Source organism: Saccharopolyspora sp. NPDC050642, assembly GCF_040654735.1.
GTDB lineage: Bacteria > Actinomycetota > Actinomycetes > Mycobacteriales > Pseudonocardiaceae > Saccharopolyspora > Saccharopolyspora elongata.
In genome coordinates, this window is sequence record NZ_JBFAIN010000015.1 from 125,742 (window position 1) to 143,243 (window position 17,502).

Consider the following 17,502-nt stretch of genomic DNA (forward strand, 5'->3'; position numbering starts at 1 on the left):
GGCTCGAACGGACCGTTCGCCTCGTCTATCGGGACGAACGCTCCGCCCCAGCCTGGGGATCACCGCTGCACTTTCCGAGGTGTCCTCCGGGGATGTTGGGGGCTTGTTCCACGGCCGAAAGGCATCACCAGTTCCAGGTGAGCCTCAGCAGCTGTCTCGGAGGCTCACCGACCCATGCCTTCGGGGCCCGCGAGGTGGTGTTCGAAGAGGTGGAGGATCTCGTTCTGGTTCAGGCCGTCCCCGCGGGTCGTTGCTTCGGCGGCTGCCCGCTCGCCCAGCGCCGCACGCAGTTCGCCGGTCAGGCGCGCGGTGTCCGGGTTCAGCGCGTCCGGCGCTCCTCGCAGCGCTGCGGCCGCTCCGAGGAGTTCCGCTGCCGCCGCGAGTTCCCCGGTTCGGGCCGGTAGTTCGGCGATCGCGCTGCCGATCGCCGCCACCAGGACCAGGTCCGACGTCTTCGACGCCGCCGCGAACGCCGATCGCAGGTCGCGCCGGGCCTCCTCGCACGCGCCGCGGGCCAGGGCGAGCCGCGCCCGGGCCACTCCGTGCATCGAGCGGAAGACCGGGTCGACGTCTCGGCGCGGCCCGGCCGCCCACCACGCGAGGTCGTACTGCTCGTCCGCGGCCCGCAGGTCGCCGCCACCGCGCGCCAGGTCGCCGAGCTTCAGCCGGGCGAGGGCGAGGTGCTGGGATGCAGGTTCGGACTCGACCACGCCGCGCAGTTCGGCTTCCGCGCGTTCGGCGTCCCCGGCGTGCGCGTACGCGGTCGCCAGCCAGATCCGCTGGTGGTGGTCGTTGCCGAGCTCGCGGGCCGGGGCCATCGAGCGCCGCAGGGCCGCGATCGCCGCGTCGGGATCGCCGAGCATCGTCCGCGTGATGCCGAGGTAGGTCAGCGAGCTGACCAGACCCCACCGCTCGCCCAGCGCCCGGAACCGCTCGGCGGCCGTGGCGAGGTCGTCGCAGGTCTTCGGCAGGGCACCGCGGTTGCCGTTCACCAGCGCCCGCACGAACGACAGCATCGCCCGCGCCAGCGGCGCCGGATGCGGCTGCCGCCGGTCGATCGCCGCCAGGGCCGCGTCGAAATCCCCGGTGAGCAGCGCGATGAGCGGCTCGATCACGGCTCCGGAAGGGTGCTCGCTGCCGGCGGATTCGCGGCATCTGCCGATCGCCTCGGGGGCGACTTCGCCGGAGAGCACCGCGTTCAGCAGGTAGGCGGCCGTGGCCGGGACGCGGTTCGCCGCGGTGGCGCCGGCGGGCAGTTCCAGCGCCGTCCGCAGGAGCCGGGCCGCCTCGGCGTGATCGCCGTGCATGGTCAGGTAGTAGGCGAGCGCCGTCGCGAGCCGGATCGCCGTGTCCGCGTCGCCGGCACCGCAGGCGAAGCGCAGCGCGACGCGGAAGTTGTCGCGGTCCGCGGCGAGCCGGGGCGCCCATTCCAGCTGTTCCGGTCCGCGCAGGTGCGGCGCGGCCTGCTCGGCGATCTCGCGGAAGTACCGCGCGTGGGCGGCCCGGACGCGGTCGGCGTCGGCCAGCTTCTCCAAGCCGTACTCGCGGATCGTGTCCGGCATCCGATACCGGATCGACCGTCCATCGTGGACCGGATCGACGACCAGCAGCGACTTGTCCACCAGCGCGGCCAGGACCACTGCGGCGGGCAGGTCGGCGGGGCAGACGTGTTCGGCGGCTTCCGCGGTCATCGAACCGCCGAACACCGCCAGCGCTGCGACGACCGATCGTTCCGCCTCGTCGAGCAGGTCCCAGCTCCAGTCGACCACCGCGCGCAACGTGCGGTGCCGAGGCAGCGCGGCCCGGTTTCCCTGGGTGAGCAGCTGGAACCGGTCGTCGAGCAGCGCGAGGACGCGATCCGCCGGCAACGACCGGACCCGCGCGCTGGCGAGTTCGATGGCCAGCGGCAGGCCGTCCAAGCGCCGGCAGATCTCGGCGACCACGCCCGCGTTCCCGGCCGTCACCGCGAAATCCGGGTTCGCCGCCCTCGCCCGGTCCACGAACAGCCGTCCTGCGGGGCTGGTCAGCACACCGGCGACGTCCGCGCCCGACGGCGCCAGGCCCAGCGGCGGCACCGGCACCAGCGCCTCGCCGAGCAGACCCAGGGGCTCCCGGCTGGTGGCGAGCAACCGCAGGTCCGGGCAGCTGCCGAGCAACCCGTCCGCGAGGGACGCGACCGCGTCCAGCTGGTGCTCGCAGTTGTCCAGCACCAGCACGGCCGGGGCCGGTGACAGCGCGTCGGCCAGCCGATCCAGCGCGTCCCGGCCGTGCGGCGCCGTCCTGGGCCCGAGAGCGTCGAGAACCGCCTGCGGAACGTCCGCCGGGTCGGACACCGGTGCCAGTTCCGCGAACCAGACCGCCTGCTCACCGGCCAGGGCGGCGGCCGCGGTCGTCGCCAGCCGCGTCTTGCCCACGCCTCCCGGACCGGTCAGCGTGACCAAGCGGTGCTCGGCCAGCCTCCGGTCGACCAGGGCCAGTTCGGCATCGCGCCCGACGAAGCTCGTCAGCGCGGCGCGCAGGTTGCTGCCGCGCGGCCGGGTGGTCGTTTCCTCGCGGAGCACGGCCAGATGCGCCTCGCGCAGCTCCGGCGACGGGTCGGCGCCGAGCTTTTCCGCCAGCGCCACGCGGAAATCCTCGTAGCTGCTCAGCGCTTCGGCGGTTCGCCCGGTCGACTGGAGCGCGCGCAGCAGCAGTGCCCGTGCCCGCTCGCGGTCGGGATGCGCTGCGGTCAGGGCCTGCAATTCGGTCACCAGCTGCGGGGATTCGGCTCCGGTCTGCAGATCGACCTGCGCCCGGTCCTCGATCGCGGCGAGCCGCAGCTCGGCCAACCGCGCCCGCGCCGCCACGGCGAACGGCGCGTCCGGGACGTCCTCGAACGCGGCTCCGCGCCACAGCGCCAGCGCTTCGCGCAGCAACCGGCCCGCCTGCTCGATGTGCCCGTCGTGCAGGGCCCTGCGGCCGTCGCGGGCGAGTTCCTCGAATTGCCTGCAGTCCACCGATTCCGCGTTCAGCCGGTATCCGTTGGACTCGCGCAGCACGGCGTCCGGCAGGAGCCGCCGCAGTCTCGACACCAGCGAGTGCAGCGCGTGCACGCGGTCGGCGGGCCCGTCGGCGCCTGGCCACAGGGCCTCGGTCAGGGCCTCCACCGAAACGATGCGACCGGAGTCCAGCGCGAGCCGACCGAGCAGCGTGCGCAGTCGAACGCCGCCCACGACGACCTTCTCGCCGCCGGCACTGATGTCCAGCGGCCCGAGGACTCCTATCCGCATGCGCCCACCCTGCCAGGAAAGCGCGGAGCGGCGAATTCCGCCGCTCCGCGCGAATTCCGGTCAGCAGACCTTTCCGGTGGATCCGATGGTGGCGTTGTCGCCGCCGGTGGTGACGATCAGCCGGTATTCGGCGCGATTGCCGCACTCGAAGTTGAAGAGGGCGTTCTTCGAGCCGTCGGAGGTCTTGGTCGTCGTCTTCACACTGGTCCAGCCCGAACCGCTCTTGCGCTCCAGCTTTCCGGTGACCTTGCAGCCCGACTGGTTGGTCGTGGCGCTGGCGCGCAGGCCGAACCCGGTTTCGCCGAGGCTCTTCGAGTGGCCGGTGAACTTGCAGGACGCGGCCGCCTCCGGACCGGCGGGCGCGGCCTGCGCGGGAACGCCGACGAGGGTCAGGGCCAACGCGGCGGCGCCGATCATCGACAGGGCTAAGCGCTTCATGGAACTACCACCTGCACAACGATTCCCCTTGCCCGGTCTACCGGAAACAGCGCGGCGAACCGGGCTGGGCGAAGAATTTTCAACGGACGCCGATCACGCTACGCGCGGCGGATCAACGGCATCTGCGGAACGGCGCGGCCGGGAAATTCCCCACAGAACAAGCGGAAAAAGCAACCCCGCACCATTCCGGCGCGTCCGGATATTCGCGTCCCGATCGCGGATCGGGAGGAAGCGGACAACCCGCCTGCTGCGAGCGGGCTGTGTGCGGTTTGCGAACGCCGCACCGCACCCTCACCCCATGTCTGCGAAATCGATCAACGCGCGGCTCGCCACGGGCTTCGCGCTGCTGGCGACCGGAGTCCTCTCCGGGGCGTTCTTCTACGGCTGGGCCAACGTGACGCCGACGTTCTCGGCCGTGCCGCTGGACGTGCACCTCGCGTTCCGCACCGAGTTGATGAAGGTCAACGGCGTCGTCATGCAGCTCCTGATGGCGGCGGCGGTCGCGACCACCGGCTGGCTGGCCTTCAGCACCCGCGGCCGGGCGCGCACGCTGGCGATCGCCGCCACCGCCCTCGCGGTGGCCTCATTCCTGGTGACCAGGTTCGGGAACGTGCCGATCAACCAGGAGATGAAGCGCTGGGCCGCCGGCGAGCTCGCCCCCGACCACCTGGACCGGCTCGCGGTCTGGGGCACGTTCAACGACATCCGGGTGACCACGGCTCTCACCGCATTCGTCCTGGTGATCATCGCGGCGGACCTGGCGGGAGCCCGCCGGTGACGCGGGCGCAGGCGGTGACGGCCTCGCTGGACCCGGATGCACCGCTGGACGACCTGGAACCGCTGCGCGACGTGATCGGCGACGCCCGCGTCGTGGGGATCGGCGAAAGCACTCACCACGCCGCGGAGTTCTACCGCATGCGGCACCGGCTGCTGCGCTTCCTCGTCGAGCGCTGCGGATTCACCGCCTACGTCTTCGAAGCCCCGTTCACCGAGGCGCACGTCATCGACGACTGGGTGCGGGGCGGGCCGGGCGACGTCGCGGCGGTCAGCAGTGCGGGCACCGCGCTCGGCCTGGGCGATCACCCGGAGATGCACGCCCACCTGGCCTGGATGCGCCGGCACAACGAGCGCGCCGAGCGGCCGCTGCGCTTCGTCGGCGCCCTGCCGGTCTCCACCGGTTCGCCGCTCCCGGCGCTCACCGAGGTCGAACGCTTCCTGCGCCGAGCCGACCCGGACGCGTTGCCGCTGCTCACGCAGGCCGTCGAGGTGGCGGAGCGGTTCGACGCCGACGCCCTGCGGGCCTTCCAGCGCTACGCCGAGCTCGACACCGCGGACCGCGACGCCGCGACTGCGGCGCTGAGCCGGTTGCTGGCGCGCATGGAGTGCATGGCCGCCCACCACCGCTCCGAGGGCCGCGGTCGCGAGCACGCCGCGGCGGTGCGGCACCTGCGCGGCGCCTGGCACCTGGACCACTTCCACCGGGATCTCAGCGGTACGGGCCTCGCTGTCGGGACGGCCGAACTCGACCGCTACGCGGCCGAAACGGTCCTGGACGTGCTGGCCGCGGAACCCCGGATCGTCTTCGCCATGCACAACACGCACCTCCGGCGGACCCCGGTCGAGCACGAAGGCGCGTTAGGGCTGTTCCCGGCGGGCTACCACCTGGCCGAGGCGCTGGGCGACGACTACGTGGCGATCGCCGCGACGAGCATCGGCGGCCGAGCCGTGGACGGCGCGCTGACCCCGGACGGCCTGGAAACCCGGGAAGTTCCGTTGCCGCCGCTGGAACCGGACTGCATCGAAACGGCTTTCACCGGTGACGCACCGCTGACGATCTCGGCACTCCGCCCCGAGGAGGGCGCCTACCGGAGGATCCGGGCGGAGGGCGGCTTCATGACGGCCCCGATCTCCAGGGCCTTCGACGCGATCGCCTGCGTCCCCACCACGTCCACTCAGGACGATTTCAGCGGTGTGCCGGTGGCCGCCCAGCTGGCGAGCAGTTGGAGCGCCTCCGCCGAAGGCGAGCCGGGTTCGGCGGTGTAGGCGCTGAGGGTGAGGCCCGCGTCGGCGGTGAACTGCATGGCTTCGAAATTGAGGGTGAGGTCGCCGACGACGGGGTGGTGGAAGTGCTTGGTGCCGGTCCGGTGGAGGCGGACGTCGTGCGCGGCCCAGCGGGTGCGGAAGTCCTCGCTGCGGGTGCACAGCTCGCCGATGAGGTCGGTGAGGCCGCGGTCGTGCGGGTTGTGGCCCGCTTCGGTGCGCAGGATGGCGACCGAGGTGTGGCAGGACTCGTCGTAGGCGGGGAAGAAGTCGCGGGCGGCGGGGTCGAGGAAGCCGAAGCGGGCGATGTTGGGCGGCGTGACCTCGCTGGTGCGGGTGGGGCTGTCGAAGACCGGCGAGTACAGCGCCCGCCCGAGCGCGTTGGCACCGAGGATGTCCAGCCGGCCGTTGCGGACGAACGCGACGGTGTTCGTCATGCCGTCGATGATCTGCTGCACGACCGGGCGCACCCGCTGCGCCGGGCGCCGGCGCTGGCCTGCGTGGGGGCGGTCGGCGGCGTTCGCTGCGCGGGCGAGGTCGAACAGGTAGACGCGTTCGGCCTCGTCGAGCCGGAGGGCGCCGGCCACGGCGTCCAGGACGCTGTCGGAGACGCCGGCGAGGTTGCCCTTCTCCAGCCGCGTGTAGTAGTCGACGGAGACGCCGGCGAGCAGCGCGACCTCCTCGCGGCGCAGGCCGGGGACCCGGCGGTTGCCGCCGAAGTGGCTGAGCCCGGCCTGGTCCGGGGTGATCTTGGCCCGGCGGGTGACCAGGAAGTCGCGGACCTCGGTGCTCTTGGCGCTCACGCCGTCCACGGTACGACGGCCCTCGGCGGCGAGGGGGGTTCTGCCGTGACCCGGAAAGATGCGCCCTCCCGCACGTGCGCCGACCGGGGTTTTCTCGTGATGTGACCGCCTCCGGGACGACGCGGCCAGCAGCCGAAGCGGCCGCCACGCCGCGCCACCGGAGTCGCGCCGGTCACCAAGGACAACGGCCCAGATAGGACACGCATGACCGACCAGAACGCGCGGCGGGAGCCGTCCGCCGCGGAGAAGATGTTCGGCGACTTCGCGCCCGCGCTCGTGCACTTCACCGACGACGTGCTCTTCGGCGAGGTCTGGCAGCGCACCGAGCTCACCCCGAAGGAACGCAGCCTGGTCACGGTCGCCGCCCTGGCGACCGCGGGCAACACCGACCAGCTCGTCTTCCACCTCGGCCTGGCCAGGGAGAACGGCAACACCGAAGCCGAGCTGATCGAGGCGCTGACCCACCTGGCCTTCTACGCGGGCTGGCCGCGCGCGATGGCGGCGATGGCGGTCGCCAAGAACGTCTTCGCGGCCTGATCCCCGCCGCCGATGGCGGGCCCGCACCGGGCCGCTGACAATCCGGCACGACACGAGAAGGAGAGATCCCGTGGAACTCATCCCCGTCAACGACACGGTCAAGGCCCCGGCGGCCGCGTTCACCGGCGACGTCCACGTGACGCCGTTCAAGAAGGCGGAGCCGCCGTCGCGGCTGGTCGCCGCCCTGGTCCGGTTCACCCCCGGCGCACGCACCAACTGGCACTCCCACGCCGTCGGCCAGACCCTGCACGTCACCGAGGGCGTCGGCTTCGTCGTCAACCGCGACGGCAAGGTCATCCGCGTGCGGGCGGGCGACACCGTGTGGACCCCGCCCGGCGAGGAGCACTGGCACGGCGGCACCAACAGCACCTGCATGAGCCACATCGCGATGGTCGAGGGAACCGACGACGGAGACGGCACGACCTGGCTCGAACCAGTCACCGACGAGCAGTACACCGCCGCCCACGGACTCTGAGCGTCCTCCGGGCGCGTACAACGCCTGGACTGAACCCGGCGGTGTTCAGCGGGTTTCGGTGACCTTGCGGAGGCCCGCCGGGCGGTCCGGGTCGTAGCCGCGCGCCGTGGCGAGCGCCCAGGCGAGGCGCTGGAGCGGCAGTGCCTCCAGGACCGGCGACAGGTCTTCCGGCAGGTCCGGGATCCGCAGCTGGGCGTCGTCGCCCGGGCCGACCCGCAGGACCTCCGCGCCCTGCTCCGCGAGGCGGGCCAGCGGCTCCGCCATCGCCGCGCCGCCCGGTCCCGTGCCGGTCACCGCCAGCACCGCCGTCTCCTGGCCCACCGCCGCGATCGGGCCGTGCAGCAGGTCCGCGCCGCTGTAGGCGCGGGTGACCAGGTAGCTGGTCTCCGCGAGCTTCAGCGCCGCTTCGTGCGCGGTGGCCAGCGAGTACCCGCGTGCCGTGGTGACGACCTGGTCGGCGAAGCGCAGCCGCTGCGCCACCGCGCCGATCCGGTCCGCGTTCTCGTCCAAGCAGGACTGCGCGAGCTCGCCGATGCGGTCGACGTCCGGACCGCCACCTGCCAGCAGCAGGTGCAGCGCGAGGAGCGTCGCGGAATAGGTCTTGGTCGCCGCGACCGCACGCTCCACCCCCGCCCCGATGTCCAGGGTGTGCTGCGCCGCCGCGCCGAGGGGCGAGTCCGGCGTGTTGGTCACCGCCACCGTGAACGCCCCGCGCTTTCCCGCCTGCTCCGTCACCTCCACGAGGTCCGGTGAGCCGCCGCTCTGGCTGACCGCGACGAGCGCGACGTCCTTCAGGTCCGGCTCGGCCCCGTACAGCGTGGTCGTCGAGGGCGACACCAATCCAGCGGGCAGCCCGAGCAGCACCTCGACCAGGTACTTCCCGTACAGCGCCGCGTTGTCGCTGGACCCGCGCGCGGCGAACAGCACGAACCGCGGGCGGCTGCGGGCGAGCTGCTCCGCGACCTCCCGGAACTCCCCCGCGCGCCCGGCCAGGTCGGCCAGCACCCGCGGTTGTTCGGCGATCTCCGCGGCCATCCAGGTGCCCGCTTCCGTCGTCATTCCGTTCCCTTCCCGAGGCCGGGAATCCCCAGCAGTCGTGCGGCGTTGCCGCCGAAGATCGCGCGCAGGTCCGCCTCCGGCATGCCCATCTCGTGGCACACCCGCAGTTGGTCGGCCAGGTACCGGTGGCAGTAGCCGCGCGGGAACCAGGAGGAGTCGCTGCCGAAGACGATGCGCTCCGGGCCGATCGTTTCGTAGCAGCGCCGGAACAGGTCCTCCAGCGTCAGCTTGTAGGGCATCCAGCGCACCCACTGGTTCGAGCCCGAGGTGTCCACCAGCACGTTCGGGCAGGCCCAGCACAGGAACAGGACCTGCTGCACGTGCTGCACGCCGAAGTGCGGGACCACGAACGGGATTCCCGGGAACCGCTTGGCGACCGGCTCCAGCCACGCGGGTTCGATGTGCGCGTTGTGCGCCACTCCCCCGCTGGAGCCGCAGTGTCCGAAGTGGATCAGCACGGGGATGCCGCGGTCGGCGGCCACCCGCCACACCGGGTCGGCGGCCGGGTCGTCGATGCGGTGCGGCAGCAGCGGGGCGAACAGCTTGAGCCCGCGCAGGCCGAACTCGTCGATCGCCCGCGCCAGGCGCTCGGCGGCGTCCGGGGCGGTGAGGTCGCGCAGGTTCGCCATCCCGGAGAACCGCTCCGGTGCGCGGGCGACGAGCTCGGCCACCCGCTCGTCTCCGCAGCCGGTGACGAACGCCGCGTGGGCGATCTCGTAGCGGTCGAGCTCGGCCAGCCACATGTCGGCTTCGGCCTGCCAGGTCCGCTCGGGATCCGGCTGCGGATCGGGGAAGTCCCAAGCCCGCCGCCAGCGCCGGGACTGCTCCGCCACCTGCTCGGCGCGGCGGCGCTGGGCCGCCTCGTCGTGGTCGGCGCAGCTGAACTGGCCGCCGGAGAGATCCCTGGTCGCCTCGTCCTGCTCGATCCGGAAGTGCAGGTGGAAGTCGACGATCGGGATCCCGCGCACTGTTCCGCCTCTCCGCGAATCACAGTGGTGGTCCCGTCGGGGAGTGATCTCGCGTTTCGCGGTTTCTTGTGGCTGGGTTACGTCACGGTCCCCTGAGGTGCCGTTGAGCAGAACTGGGGCTGACACAGGGCCGCTCATGTCATCACGTCCTCCGGCGCGAAGGCCCGATCGTGCGAGGGCCGACTGATCACGGTCGCCGCAACGCGGACGGCGTAGTCGGCGGCGTCGCCGGTGGACGCGCCGTCGGCGAGCCGGTGCAGCAGTCCGGCGTTGAACGCGTCGCCGGCGCCGGTGGAGTCCCGGACCTGCACCTCCGGCGCCGGATGGGTGCTGTGCGGAAGACCGGGCTGAGCGACGAGGGCGCCGCGTGCGCCGCGCTTGACCACGACGGTCGCCCCGGTCTCGTCGGCGATGCTGCGGGCCGCGACCTCGTCGTCGCACCGATCGCCGTGCAGGGCGTGCAGCTCGTCGTCGTTGGGCAGGAACACGTCGACCTCGCGCAGCAGCCGCAGCACCTCCGCGCGCGTTCCGGCGTCCCAGCCGGCCGGATCCCAGCCGGTGTCCAGCGCGGTGCGCGCCCCGGCCTGCCGCGCCTGCGCCAGCAGGTCACGAGCGGGCTCGCCCTGCAGCGCGGGCAGCAGGAAATAGCCCGACAGCAACACGAACCGGGCCGCCAGCGCCGCCTCGGGCACGGCGGTCGCGTCCAGGTCGGCCATCGCCCCGAGCGCCGAGAGGAACGCGCGATCCCGGCCCGGTGCCTCGGCGGCGACGGTCACGCCGGTGTGCTCGCCGGGCACCTGGGCCAGCTCCAACCGCAGGCCGGGGATGTCCAGCTGGTCGGCGAGCAGCCGCGCGGTCCCGTCGTCGCCGACCCGCCCGGCCAGCACCGTCGGCCTGCCGAGCCGGGCCAGCACGATCGCGGTGTTCGCGGCCGAACCGCCGGGCCGCAGCACGATCGACGGCACGATCTGCTCGGTGCCCGGCGGCGGGAGCTCCGCCGCCCCGGCGACCAGGACGTCGAGGTTCACGTTGCCAACAACGGTGATTCGGTTGTCGGGAGCTGGATGGCTCACCCGCGGCCTCCGGCCAGCACGGCGTCCACGGCCGCGTCGAGCTTGCTCTCGGCCTCGCCCAGGGCGGCCCTGCGGTCGGCGAACGCGCTGGCCAGCACCCGGGCGCGGGCCAGGGCGAGCTCCGCCGTGCGGCGCACCGCCGCGGCGCCGGGGCCGCCGTCCTGGGGACGGTCGAGCACCTGCTGCGGGCGAAGCCCCGCGGCCAGCGCCGCCTCCACCACCGAATCGTCCACAGTGCCCAGTCCGGCCTCGGCGATCGCGGCGGCGACCACGGCGGCGGTCCACTCCGCCGGCGGCGCCTGCCGGACGAGCGCGCCGACCACGGAATGCGCGCCCCGCCAGGGGATTCCCGCACCCGCCAGCGCTTCGGCGATCGCCGTGGTGGTCGCGCCGGTGGCCACGACCTCCTCCGGCGAAGGCGGGTTCTGCGGAGTCAGCTCTTCCAGCAGGCCGCGCATCAGCGTCAGGAACCGCACAGAACGGTCACCGGCCCGCCAGAGGTGCTCCTGGACGTCCGTGGTGGCGTTGTTGGAGTCCTCGTACCAGGCGGCGCCGACGTTGTTCATCGTCGCGGCCAGGTCGGCCGCCGCCGCTCCGGCCATCGAGCACATGTGCTCCAGCACCACCGGGTTCTTCTTCTGCGGCATGATGCTGGAGCCCTGGCAGTACGAGTCCGGGGTGGCGATCCAGCCGTACGTCATCCAGTCCAGCATCGTGCGGGCCATCCGGGCGCCGGTGGCCAGGATGCGGGCCTGCACCGCGGCGGTGCGCATCAGGTGCTCGGCCCCGGCCACCGCCTCGTAGCTGGAGGTGAAGGTCTCCCGGAAGCCGAGCAGTTCGGCGAGCCGCGGCGGGGCGATGGGCAGGTCGGTGCCGGCGAACGCGCACGAACCGAGCGGGTTGACGTCGAGCTCGTCGTAGACCGACAGCAGCTCCTCGGCCTGGCTGAGCAGCGCCTCGGCGTAGCCGGCCAGCACGTGCCCGAGCGTGGTCGGCTGGGCGGGCCGGCGGTGGGTGAACCCGGTGATCAGGACGTCGGCATGGCGGTCCGCCTGGGCCGCGGCGGCCTCGGCGGCGGCGCAGGCCTGGCGGGCCTGGTCGAGCACGTTCTCCCGCAGCACCATGCGGAACACGCCGGCGTCGAGGTCGTTGCGGGAGCGGGCCAGCTGCACGTCCAGCTCGGACGGCCGGATGCCGGCGGCCGCGGCGAGCCGCTGCTCGACGAGGTAGTAGACGTCCTCGACGCTGCCGTCGAAGGCGAACCGGTCGTCGCCGGCCGCGAGCAGCTCGCGCAGCCCGCCGAGCAGCTGCCGAGCCCGGGCGGCGGGCAGCAGGCCCTGCTCGGCGAGCATCACCACGTGCGCGAGGCTGGCGTGCAGCATCGGCCGGTACAGCTGCGGCGCGGACTTCTCGAAGGCCACCCGGAGGTGGTTCTGCCAGTAGTTGGACAGTTCCGGAGGCTTGGTCATGTGAACAGCTCTTTCCACTGTGGATTGTCGTGGACGTGGGCGCGCTACGCGGCGGGGATCACCGTCGGCGAGCGCTTCTGGCGCGGGCCCTGGCCGAGGCGGTTCGACACCGCGAGGACGACCAGGATCAGCACGATCTGCAGCGCGCCGTAGGCGGCCGCGGTGCCGAACTCCGAGGAGTAGATGCGGTTGTAGATCTCCACCGACATCGGCGGCAGGCCGGGCGGGTAGATCACCACCGAGGCGACGTACTCGCCGACGCCGTCCACGAAGGCCAGCAGCGCGCCGGCGAGCACGCCGCGCAGCACCAGCGGCAGCGTGACCGTGCGCAGGACCCGCAGCGGACCGGCGCCGAGGTTGCGCGCCGCCTCCTCCAGCGACGGGTCGAGCTGCTCCAGGGAGGCACTGGTCGAGCGGAACACCAGTGGCACGAACCGGACGAAGTAGGCGACCGGCAGGATCCACAGCGTCCCGACCAGCGTCAGGCCCAGGTTGCCGACGCCGGGTTCGTTGAACGCCGTCACCAGGTTCACGCCGATGACCGTGCCGGGCAGCGCCCACGGCAGCATGATGATCACGTCCAGCGCGCCGCGGCCCGGGCCCTTCCAGCGGGCGACGACCCACGAGGCCGCCGCGCCGATGACGATCGCGGCCAGGGTGGCCAGCAGCGCGGTCTGCACGCTCACCGAGATCGGCAGCAGGCTCTGCGGCTCGGCGAAGATCCGCAGGTAGTTGTCCAACGTGTACTCGGGCGGCAGCACCTGCGTCGTCCAGGCGCCGTCCACCGAGAACGACACGAGCACGATCACCAGCACCGGCGCCAGCAGCACCACCGTGAGCAGCAGGCTGCCCAGCGCGGCGGCGAGCTTCGCGGCGGCGGAGCCAGGCGCGCGGCGCGCGCTCGGCGTGCCCTTCGACAGGCTGCGGTGCACGCGGCGGCCCTGGTACCAGCGCATGCTCATCAGGAAGGCGATGGACACCACCGAGAGCGCCGTCGACTGGGTGGCCGCGAGCGCGGCGTTGCCCGAGGTGCGTGCCGAGACGATCTCCATGGTCAGCGTCTGCACGTTGTAGAGCTGCGGCGCGGTGAACGACGCCATCGACATCATGAACGTCAGCAGCGCGCCGGAGACCAGTGCCGGGGTGAGCATCGGCAGCAGCACCGTCCGCCACACCCGCGCGCGACCGGCACCGAGGTTGGTGGCGGCCTCCTCCAGCGAGCCGTCCAGCCCCGCCAGCGCGGCCGAAACCGACAGGTAGAAGTACGGGTACATGGTGAACGCGTGGACCAGGACGACACCGGCCAGCCCGCTCACCGACGTGCTCGCGGGCGAAATGCCGAGCAGGGCGTTCAGCGTCCGGGGCACGATTCCGGTCTCGCTGTAGAGGAGCACGAACGACACGGCGCCGATCAGCGGCGGCAAGGCCATCGGCAGCACGGCGAACACCGAAAGCGCCCGGCGGCCGGGGAAGTCGAAGCGGTGCAGCAGCACGGCCAGCAGCGTGCCGAGCACACCGCAGAAGAACACTGAGACGAGCGAACTCACCAGCGACAGCAGCAGCGCCCGGCCCGAAGAACCGCCGAACAGGCTGCCGTAGTTGTCCGCGAGGCCGTTCCCGCCCGCCGAGGTCAGCGCGGTCGTCGCCATCGGGATGACGACGAGGAACAGCAGGACCAGCACGACCGGGATGGCCAGCACGTAGACGAAGCGATCGCCGTCGGAGGCGGGCAACCTGCGGCGCCGCGGCGCCACCGCCGGGGCGCTCATGGCCGCACCAGCCAGGCGTGCTGGGCCTCGGGGCGGAGCCCGACGACGTCACCGGGCTTCGGCAGGCCGGGCCGGTCCGGCACCGCGACCGACAGCTCCAGCTCGCCCGCGGTGACCTCGTACTCGCAGGTGGCGCCGGTGAACTCCACCGAGCGCACGACGGCGTCGAAGCTGCCCTCGCCGGCCTCGGTGATCGTCAGGTGCTCCGGCCGGACCGACACCGCGACCCGGTCGCCCACAGCGGCCGCGAACTCCGCCGAACGACCGGCGGCGAACTTCGCCCCGGAGCCCGCCAGCTCCACCACGGCCTGCTCGCCGGAGCTCTCGACGACCTCGGCGTCGAGGACGTTGCTGCCGCCGATGAACTTGGCCACGAACGCGGTGGCGGGCTGGTGGTAGACCTCGCGCGGGGTGCCGACCTGGTGCAGCTTGCCGGATTCGAGCACGGCGATCCGGTCGCTCATCGCCATCGCCTCGGCCTGGTCGTGCGTGACGTAGACGCTGGTGATCCCGGCTTCCCGCTGCGCCCGGCGGATCTCGACGCGGGTCTCCTCGCGCAGCTTGGCGTCCAAATTGGACAGCGGCTCGTCGAGGAGCAGCACCGAGGGCGAGATGACCAGCGCCCGGGCCAGCGCGACGCGCTGCTGCTGGCCGCCGGAGAGCTGGTCGATCCGCCGGTCGGCGTAGCCGTCGAGCCCCACCGAGGCGAGCGCGGCGGCGACCCGCTCGTTGCGCTCGCCCTTGGCCACCTTGCGCGTGACCAGCCCGTAGGCGACGTTCTGCGCGACGTCGTAGTGCGGGAACAGGGCGTAGTTCTGGAACACCATGCCGGTACCCCGCTTGTTCGGCGGCGTGGCGGTGATGTCGCGGTCGCCGAACAGGATTCGGCCGCTGGTGGGCGTGACGAACCCGGCGATCATGCGCAGCGTGGTCGACTTGCCGCACCCGGAAGGGCCGAGGAGCGTGAAGAACTCGCCGGATTCGATCGTCACGTCGATGTCGTGCACGACCGGCGAGGCAGAGCCGTAGCTCTTGCAGACGCGGTCGAGGCGAACGGGGATCATGCTGAACTCTCCGTGCTGGGCGAGGAAGGGCTTTCCGTGCAAAGCGGCGGCCGAGGCGGCCCGTGAGTGCTTCGGGGTGCTATAGCGGCTGTTTGGGAAGTGGCACAGCGGGCTTTGTTCTTTGAAGCGGCGCCAGCCGCTTAGCCCACCTACGCAACTCGCACCGCCGCGGGTTCTCAGACGTCGCCTGGCGAGGACAGCCCCGATGCCGCGGGTCATACGCAAGTCGGGGATCCCGGAGTCCAGGCGGCGTCTGAGGTTCCGCTACTTGCACCGCCACGCAAAACGTGCCTGGAAAAGGTATTTCGCTAGTTCTTGTTCTTGATGTGCTCGCTCCAGTAGGAGATCCACTCGGTCTCCTTCTCGGCGGCCAGGCTCCAGTCGACCGGCATCTCGTGCAGGTTCAGCGGTGCCAGCCAGCTCGGCTGACCGGCCTGCTCGACGGTCGGGATCTGGAAGTACTCCTCGGCCAGCTGCTTCTGCTTCTCGACGCCGAGCAGGAAGTCGAGGAACTTGTCCGCGGCGGCGCCGTTGGGGCCGCCCTTGACCTTGGCGATGCCGTCGATCAGCTGCGGGACGCCGGAGGTGGTCGCCACCGGCTTGAACGGCGCGCCGGTCTTCTTCTGCTGCAGCATGACGTCCTGCAGGTTCCACACGCTGATCGGCGCTTCCTGCCGCTGGATGCGCAGGTACAGGTCGGTCGGGTTGGCCGCGTAGACCTTCGTGTTGGCGTCGAGCTTGCGCAGCCACTCGTAGCCCGGCTCGGGGTTCGCGCCACCGTTGCGGGTGATCATCGCCGAGTAGATGCTGCGCATCGTGCCGGACGCGGCCACGTCGCGGACGACGATCTTGTCCCGGTACTCCGGCTTGATCAGGTCGTCCCAGTCCTTCGGGGCCTGCTCGGGGGTGAGCATCTGGTCGTTGTAGAAGACGACCTCGGCGAGCACCATCTCGCCGACCCAGCGGCCCTGCGCGTCGCGGTAGCGCTCCGGAACCCGGTCGCGCACCTGGTCCGGCACGGGGGCGAGCAGGTCGGCGTTCGCGGCCTGGGTGAACTGCTGCTGCGAGCCGCCCCACCAGATGTCGGCCTGCGGGCGGCCCTTCTCGGCGGACACCCGCTCGGACGCCTCCTGCGCGCCGAGCGTCAGGATCCGGACCTTGCCCTGGTATTCGGGGTAGGCGGTCTCGAAGTCCTTGACCACGCTCTCGGCGAGCGCCTTGTCGCGGGCGGTGTAGATGGTCAGGCCGGAGTCGCCGCCGGCGGGGGTCAGGCCGCAGCCGGCGGTCACACCGGCGAGCATCAGCACGCCGGCGACGATGGAGAGGATTCTGCGCATGGCTACCCTTCGCGCGAGAGCTGCGTGGTGTTCGCAGCGGGGGACATCAGGGACGGGGAAACGGCGCCGATGTGCAGCGCCTGCGCGCCCAGTTCGGCGAACACGACCTCGGGCGCGGACGGCGCCGCCGAACCGACCAGTTCGGCGAGTTCGGCGAGTCCGTCCGGACCGAGTTCGGTCGCGGCACCGGCGAAGACCACGCGCGCCGGGTTGACCACGCACGCGCAGACGATGGCGGCGTAGGCCCAGGCCTCGATGACCTGCCTGCGCAGCGCGGCGACGGCGGGCTCACCGGCTCGGTCGGCCAGCTCGGCGACCGGCGCACCGGCCGAGCCACCGTCCATTTCGGACAGCGCCTGCCGGATTCCCGGTACGCTCCAGCGCCGCTCGAACTCGCCGCGCCCGCCGGTGTGCGGCGTGGGCGGCAGCCCGGCGGGCAGGAAGCCGATCTCACCGGCGAACCCGGCGGCGCCCCGGCAGAGCGTGCCGCCGGAGACCACGGCGGCGCCGATGCCGTAACCGACGTAGATCAGCACCAGGTCGTCGACGTCGGCGGCGGCACCCCGCTCGCGCTCCCCCAGCGCGATGAGGTTGACGTCGTTGGAAACCTGCACGGGCAGCCCGACCCGCTCGGTCAGCGCGTCGGTGAGCGACCGCCCGCCGAGCGCCTCCAGCACGGGCGAGAGCGTCACGGCGCCCTCCGCGGTGGCGACGCCGGGGAGCGAGAACACCACGCGCCCGGGGCGAGGCCGCGGATGTTCCTTCAGCGCCTGGTCGATGATGGCGACCAACCCGTCCAGCGGCTCGTGCGGATCAACGGCGCGGCTGTGCGCGCCGAGCAGCTCGCCGGCCAGGTCGACCACGGAAACGCGCGCCTGCTCCCCCTCCAGGGAAACGGCGATCAGCGATTCGGCGGCCGGGTTGAACTCCAGCATCCGCGGCCGACGGCCGCCGGAGGAGTCGCCGGCACCGGCCTCGACGACGTGTCCGGAGGCCATCAGCTCGCGCACGATCTCGGTCAGCGAAGAGGGCCGGTACCCGGTCAGCCCGGCGAGCTCGGTGCGGGAAACGGGGCCGTGCTCGCGAAGCGCGGCCAGCACCGCATCGGTGCGGATGCGACGCAGGGCCTCGTTCCCGGTGGGCGCCGAACGCTCGTTGACCTCGGACATGCGTAACTTTATACGGCATCCGAAGTAAGTTT

15 protein-coding genes are annotated in these 17,502 nt (G+C 72.2%); 4 read left to right on the forward strand and 11 right to left on the reverse strand.

The window, feature by feature from the left end; all coding sequences use genetic code 11:
- Nucleotides 1-164: 164 nt before the first annotated feature.
- Together AB0H93_RS23510 and AB0H93_RS23515 are read right to left on the reverse strand one after the other, a co-directional pair.
- Nucleotides 165-3,269, reverse strand: coding sequence for a BTAD domain-containing putative transcriptional regulator (locus AB0H93_RS23510; RefSeq protein WP_358575193.1), 3,105 nt, complete (start codon nucleotides 3,267-3,269; stop codon nucleotides 165-167).
- 60 nt (nucleotides 3,270-3,329) lie between these two features.
- Nucleotides 3,330-3,707 (reverse strand): hypothetical protein, encoded by a 378-nt coding sequence (locus AB0H93_RS23515; protein WP_358575195.1) that lies wholly within the window; start codon nucleotides 3,705-3,707, stop codon nucleotides 3,330-3,332.
- A gap of 298 nt (nucleotides 3,708-4,005) precedes the next feature.
- Between AB0H93_RS23515 and AB0H93_RS23520 the strand changes: the two genes are divergently transcribed.
- Nucleotides 4,006-4,485 carry a DUF1772 domain-containing protein gene (locus AB0H93_RS23520; RefSeq protein WP_358575196.1) on the forward strand — a complete coding sequence of 160 codons (480 nt, stop codon included), beginning with the start codon at nucleotides 4,006-4,008 and terminating at the stop codon, nucleotides 4,483-4,485.
- A complete protein-coding gene (locus AB0H93_RS23525; RefSeq protein ID WP_358575198.1) occupies nucleotides 4,482-5,750 on the forward strand; it encodes an erythromycin esterase family protein in 1,269 nt (422 codons plus the stop codon). Before AB0H93_RS23520 ends, AB0H93_RS23525 begins: the two co-directional genes overlap by 4 nt.
- Here the strand turns inward: AB0H93_RS23525 and AB0H93_RS23530 are convergent.
- Nucleotides 5,660-6,550 (reverse strand): helix-turn-helix transcriptional regulator, encoded by an 891-nt coding sequence (locus AB0H93_RS23530; RefSeq protein WP_358575199.1) that lies wholly within the window; start codon nucleotides 6,548-6,550, stop codon nucleotides 5,660-5,662. The genes AB0H93_RS23525 and AB0H93_RS23530 overlap by 91 nt on opposite strands.
- 204 nt (nucleotides 6,551-6,754) lie before the next feature.
- Between AB0H93_RS23530 and AB0H93_RS23535 the strand changes: the two genes are divergently transcribed.
- The gene (locus AB0H93_RS23535; RefSeq protein WP_358575201.1) at nucleotides 6,755-7,087 is read left to right on the forward strand and encodes a carboxymuconolactone decarboxylase family protein; all 333 of its coding nucleotides are present in this window, start codon (nucleotides 6,755-6,757) and stop codon (nucleotides 7,085-7,087) included.
- A gap of 70 nt (nucleotides 7,088-7,157) precedes the next feature.
- Entirely contained in the window at nucleotides 7,158-7,562 is a 405-nt protein-coding gene (locus AB0H93_RS23540; RefSeq protein WP_358575202.1) for a cupin domain-containing protein, read from the forward strand.
- A gap of 45 nt (nucleotides 7,563-7,607) precedes the next feature.
- Here the strand turns inward: AB0H93_RS23540 and AB0H93_RS23545 are convergent, their stop codons facing one another.
- The 8 genes from AB0H93_RS23545 to AB0H93_RS23580 form a co-directional block, all read right to left on the reverse strand.
- On the reverse strand, nucleotides 7,608-8,621 hold the full coding sequence (locus tag AB0H93_RS23545) for an SIS domain-containing protein (RefSeq protein WP_358575203.1): 1,014 nt from the start codon (nucleotides 8,619-8,621) through the stop codon (nucleotides 7,608-7,610).
- On the reverse strand, nucleotides 8,618-9,589 hold the full coding sequence (locus AB0H93_RS23550; protein ID WP_358575204.1) for an amidohydrolase family protein: 972 nt from the start codon (nucleotides 9,587-9,589) through the stop codon (nucleotides 8,618-8,620). Before AB0H93_RS23550 ends, AB0H93_RS23545 begins: the two co-directional genes overlap by 4 nt.
- A gap of 134 nt (nucleotides 9,590-9,723) precedes the next feature.
- A complete protein-coding gene (locus tag AB0H93_RS23555) occupies nucleotides 9,724-10,662 on the reverse strand; it encodes a sugar kinase (protein WP_358575206.1) in 939 nt (312 codons plus the stop codon).
- Nucleotides 10,659-12,131 (reverse strand): lyase family protein, encoded by a 1,473-nt coding sequence (locus AB0H93_RS23560; protein WP_358575208.1) that lies wholly within the window; start codon nucleotides 12,129-12,131, stop codon nucleotides 10,659-10,661. The genes AB0H93_RS23555 and AB0H93_RS23560 overlap by 4 nt, the downstream gene beginning before the upstream one ends.
- Before the next feature lie 44 nt (nucleotides 12,132-12,175).
- Nucleotides 12,176-13,900 (reverse strand): iron ABC transporter permease, encoded by a 1,725-nt coding sequence (locus tag AB0H93_RS23565; RefSeq protein ID WP_358575209.1) that lies wholly within the window; start codon nucleotides 13,898-13,900, stop codon nucleotides 12,176-12,178.
- A complete protein-coding gene (locus AB0H93_RS23570) occupies nucleotides 13,897-14,964 on the reverse strand; it encodes an ABC transporter ATP-binding protein (RefSeq protein WP_358575210.1) in 1,068 nt (355 codons plus the stop codon). Before AB0H93_RS23570 ends, AB0H93_RS23565 begins: the two co-directional genes overlap by 4 nt.
- Nucleotides 14,965-15,272: 308 nt before the next feature.
- Nucleotides 15,273-16,301 (reverse strand): extracellular solute-binding protein, encoded by a 1,029-nt coding sequence (locus tag AB0H93_RS23575; RefSeq protein ID WP_358575212.1) that lies wholly within the window; start codon nucleotides 16,299-16,301, stop codon nucleotides 15,273-15,275.
- A gap of 2 nt (nucleotides 16,302-16,303) precedes the next feature.
- Complete coding sequence (locus AB0H93_RS23580; protein ID WP_358575214.1) at nucleotides 16,304-17,470, reverse strand: ROK family transcriptional regulator; 1,167 nt, start codon at nucleotides 17,468-17,470, stop codon at nucleotides 16,304-16,306.
- Nucleotides 17,471-17,502: the final 32 nt, after the last annotated feature.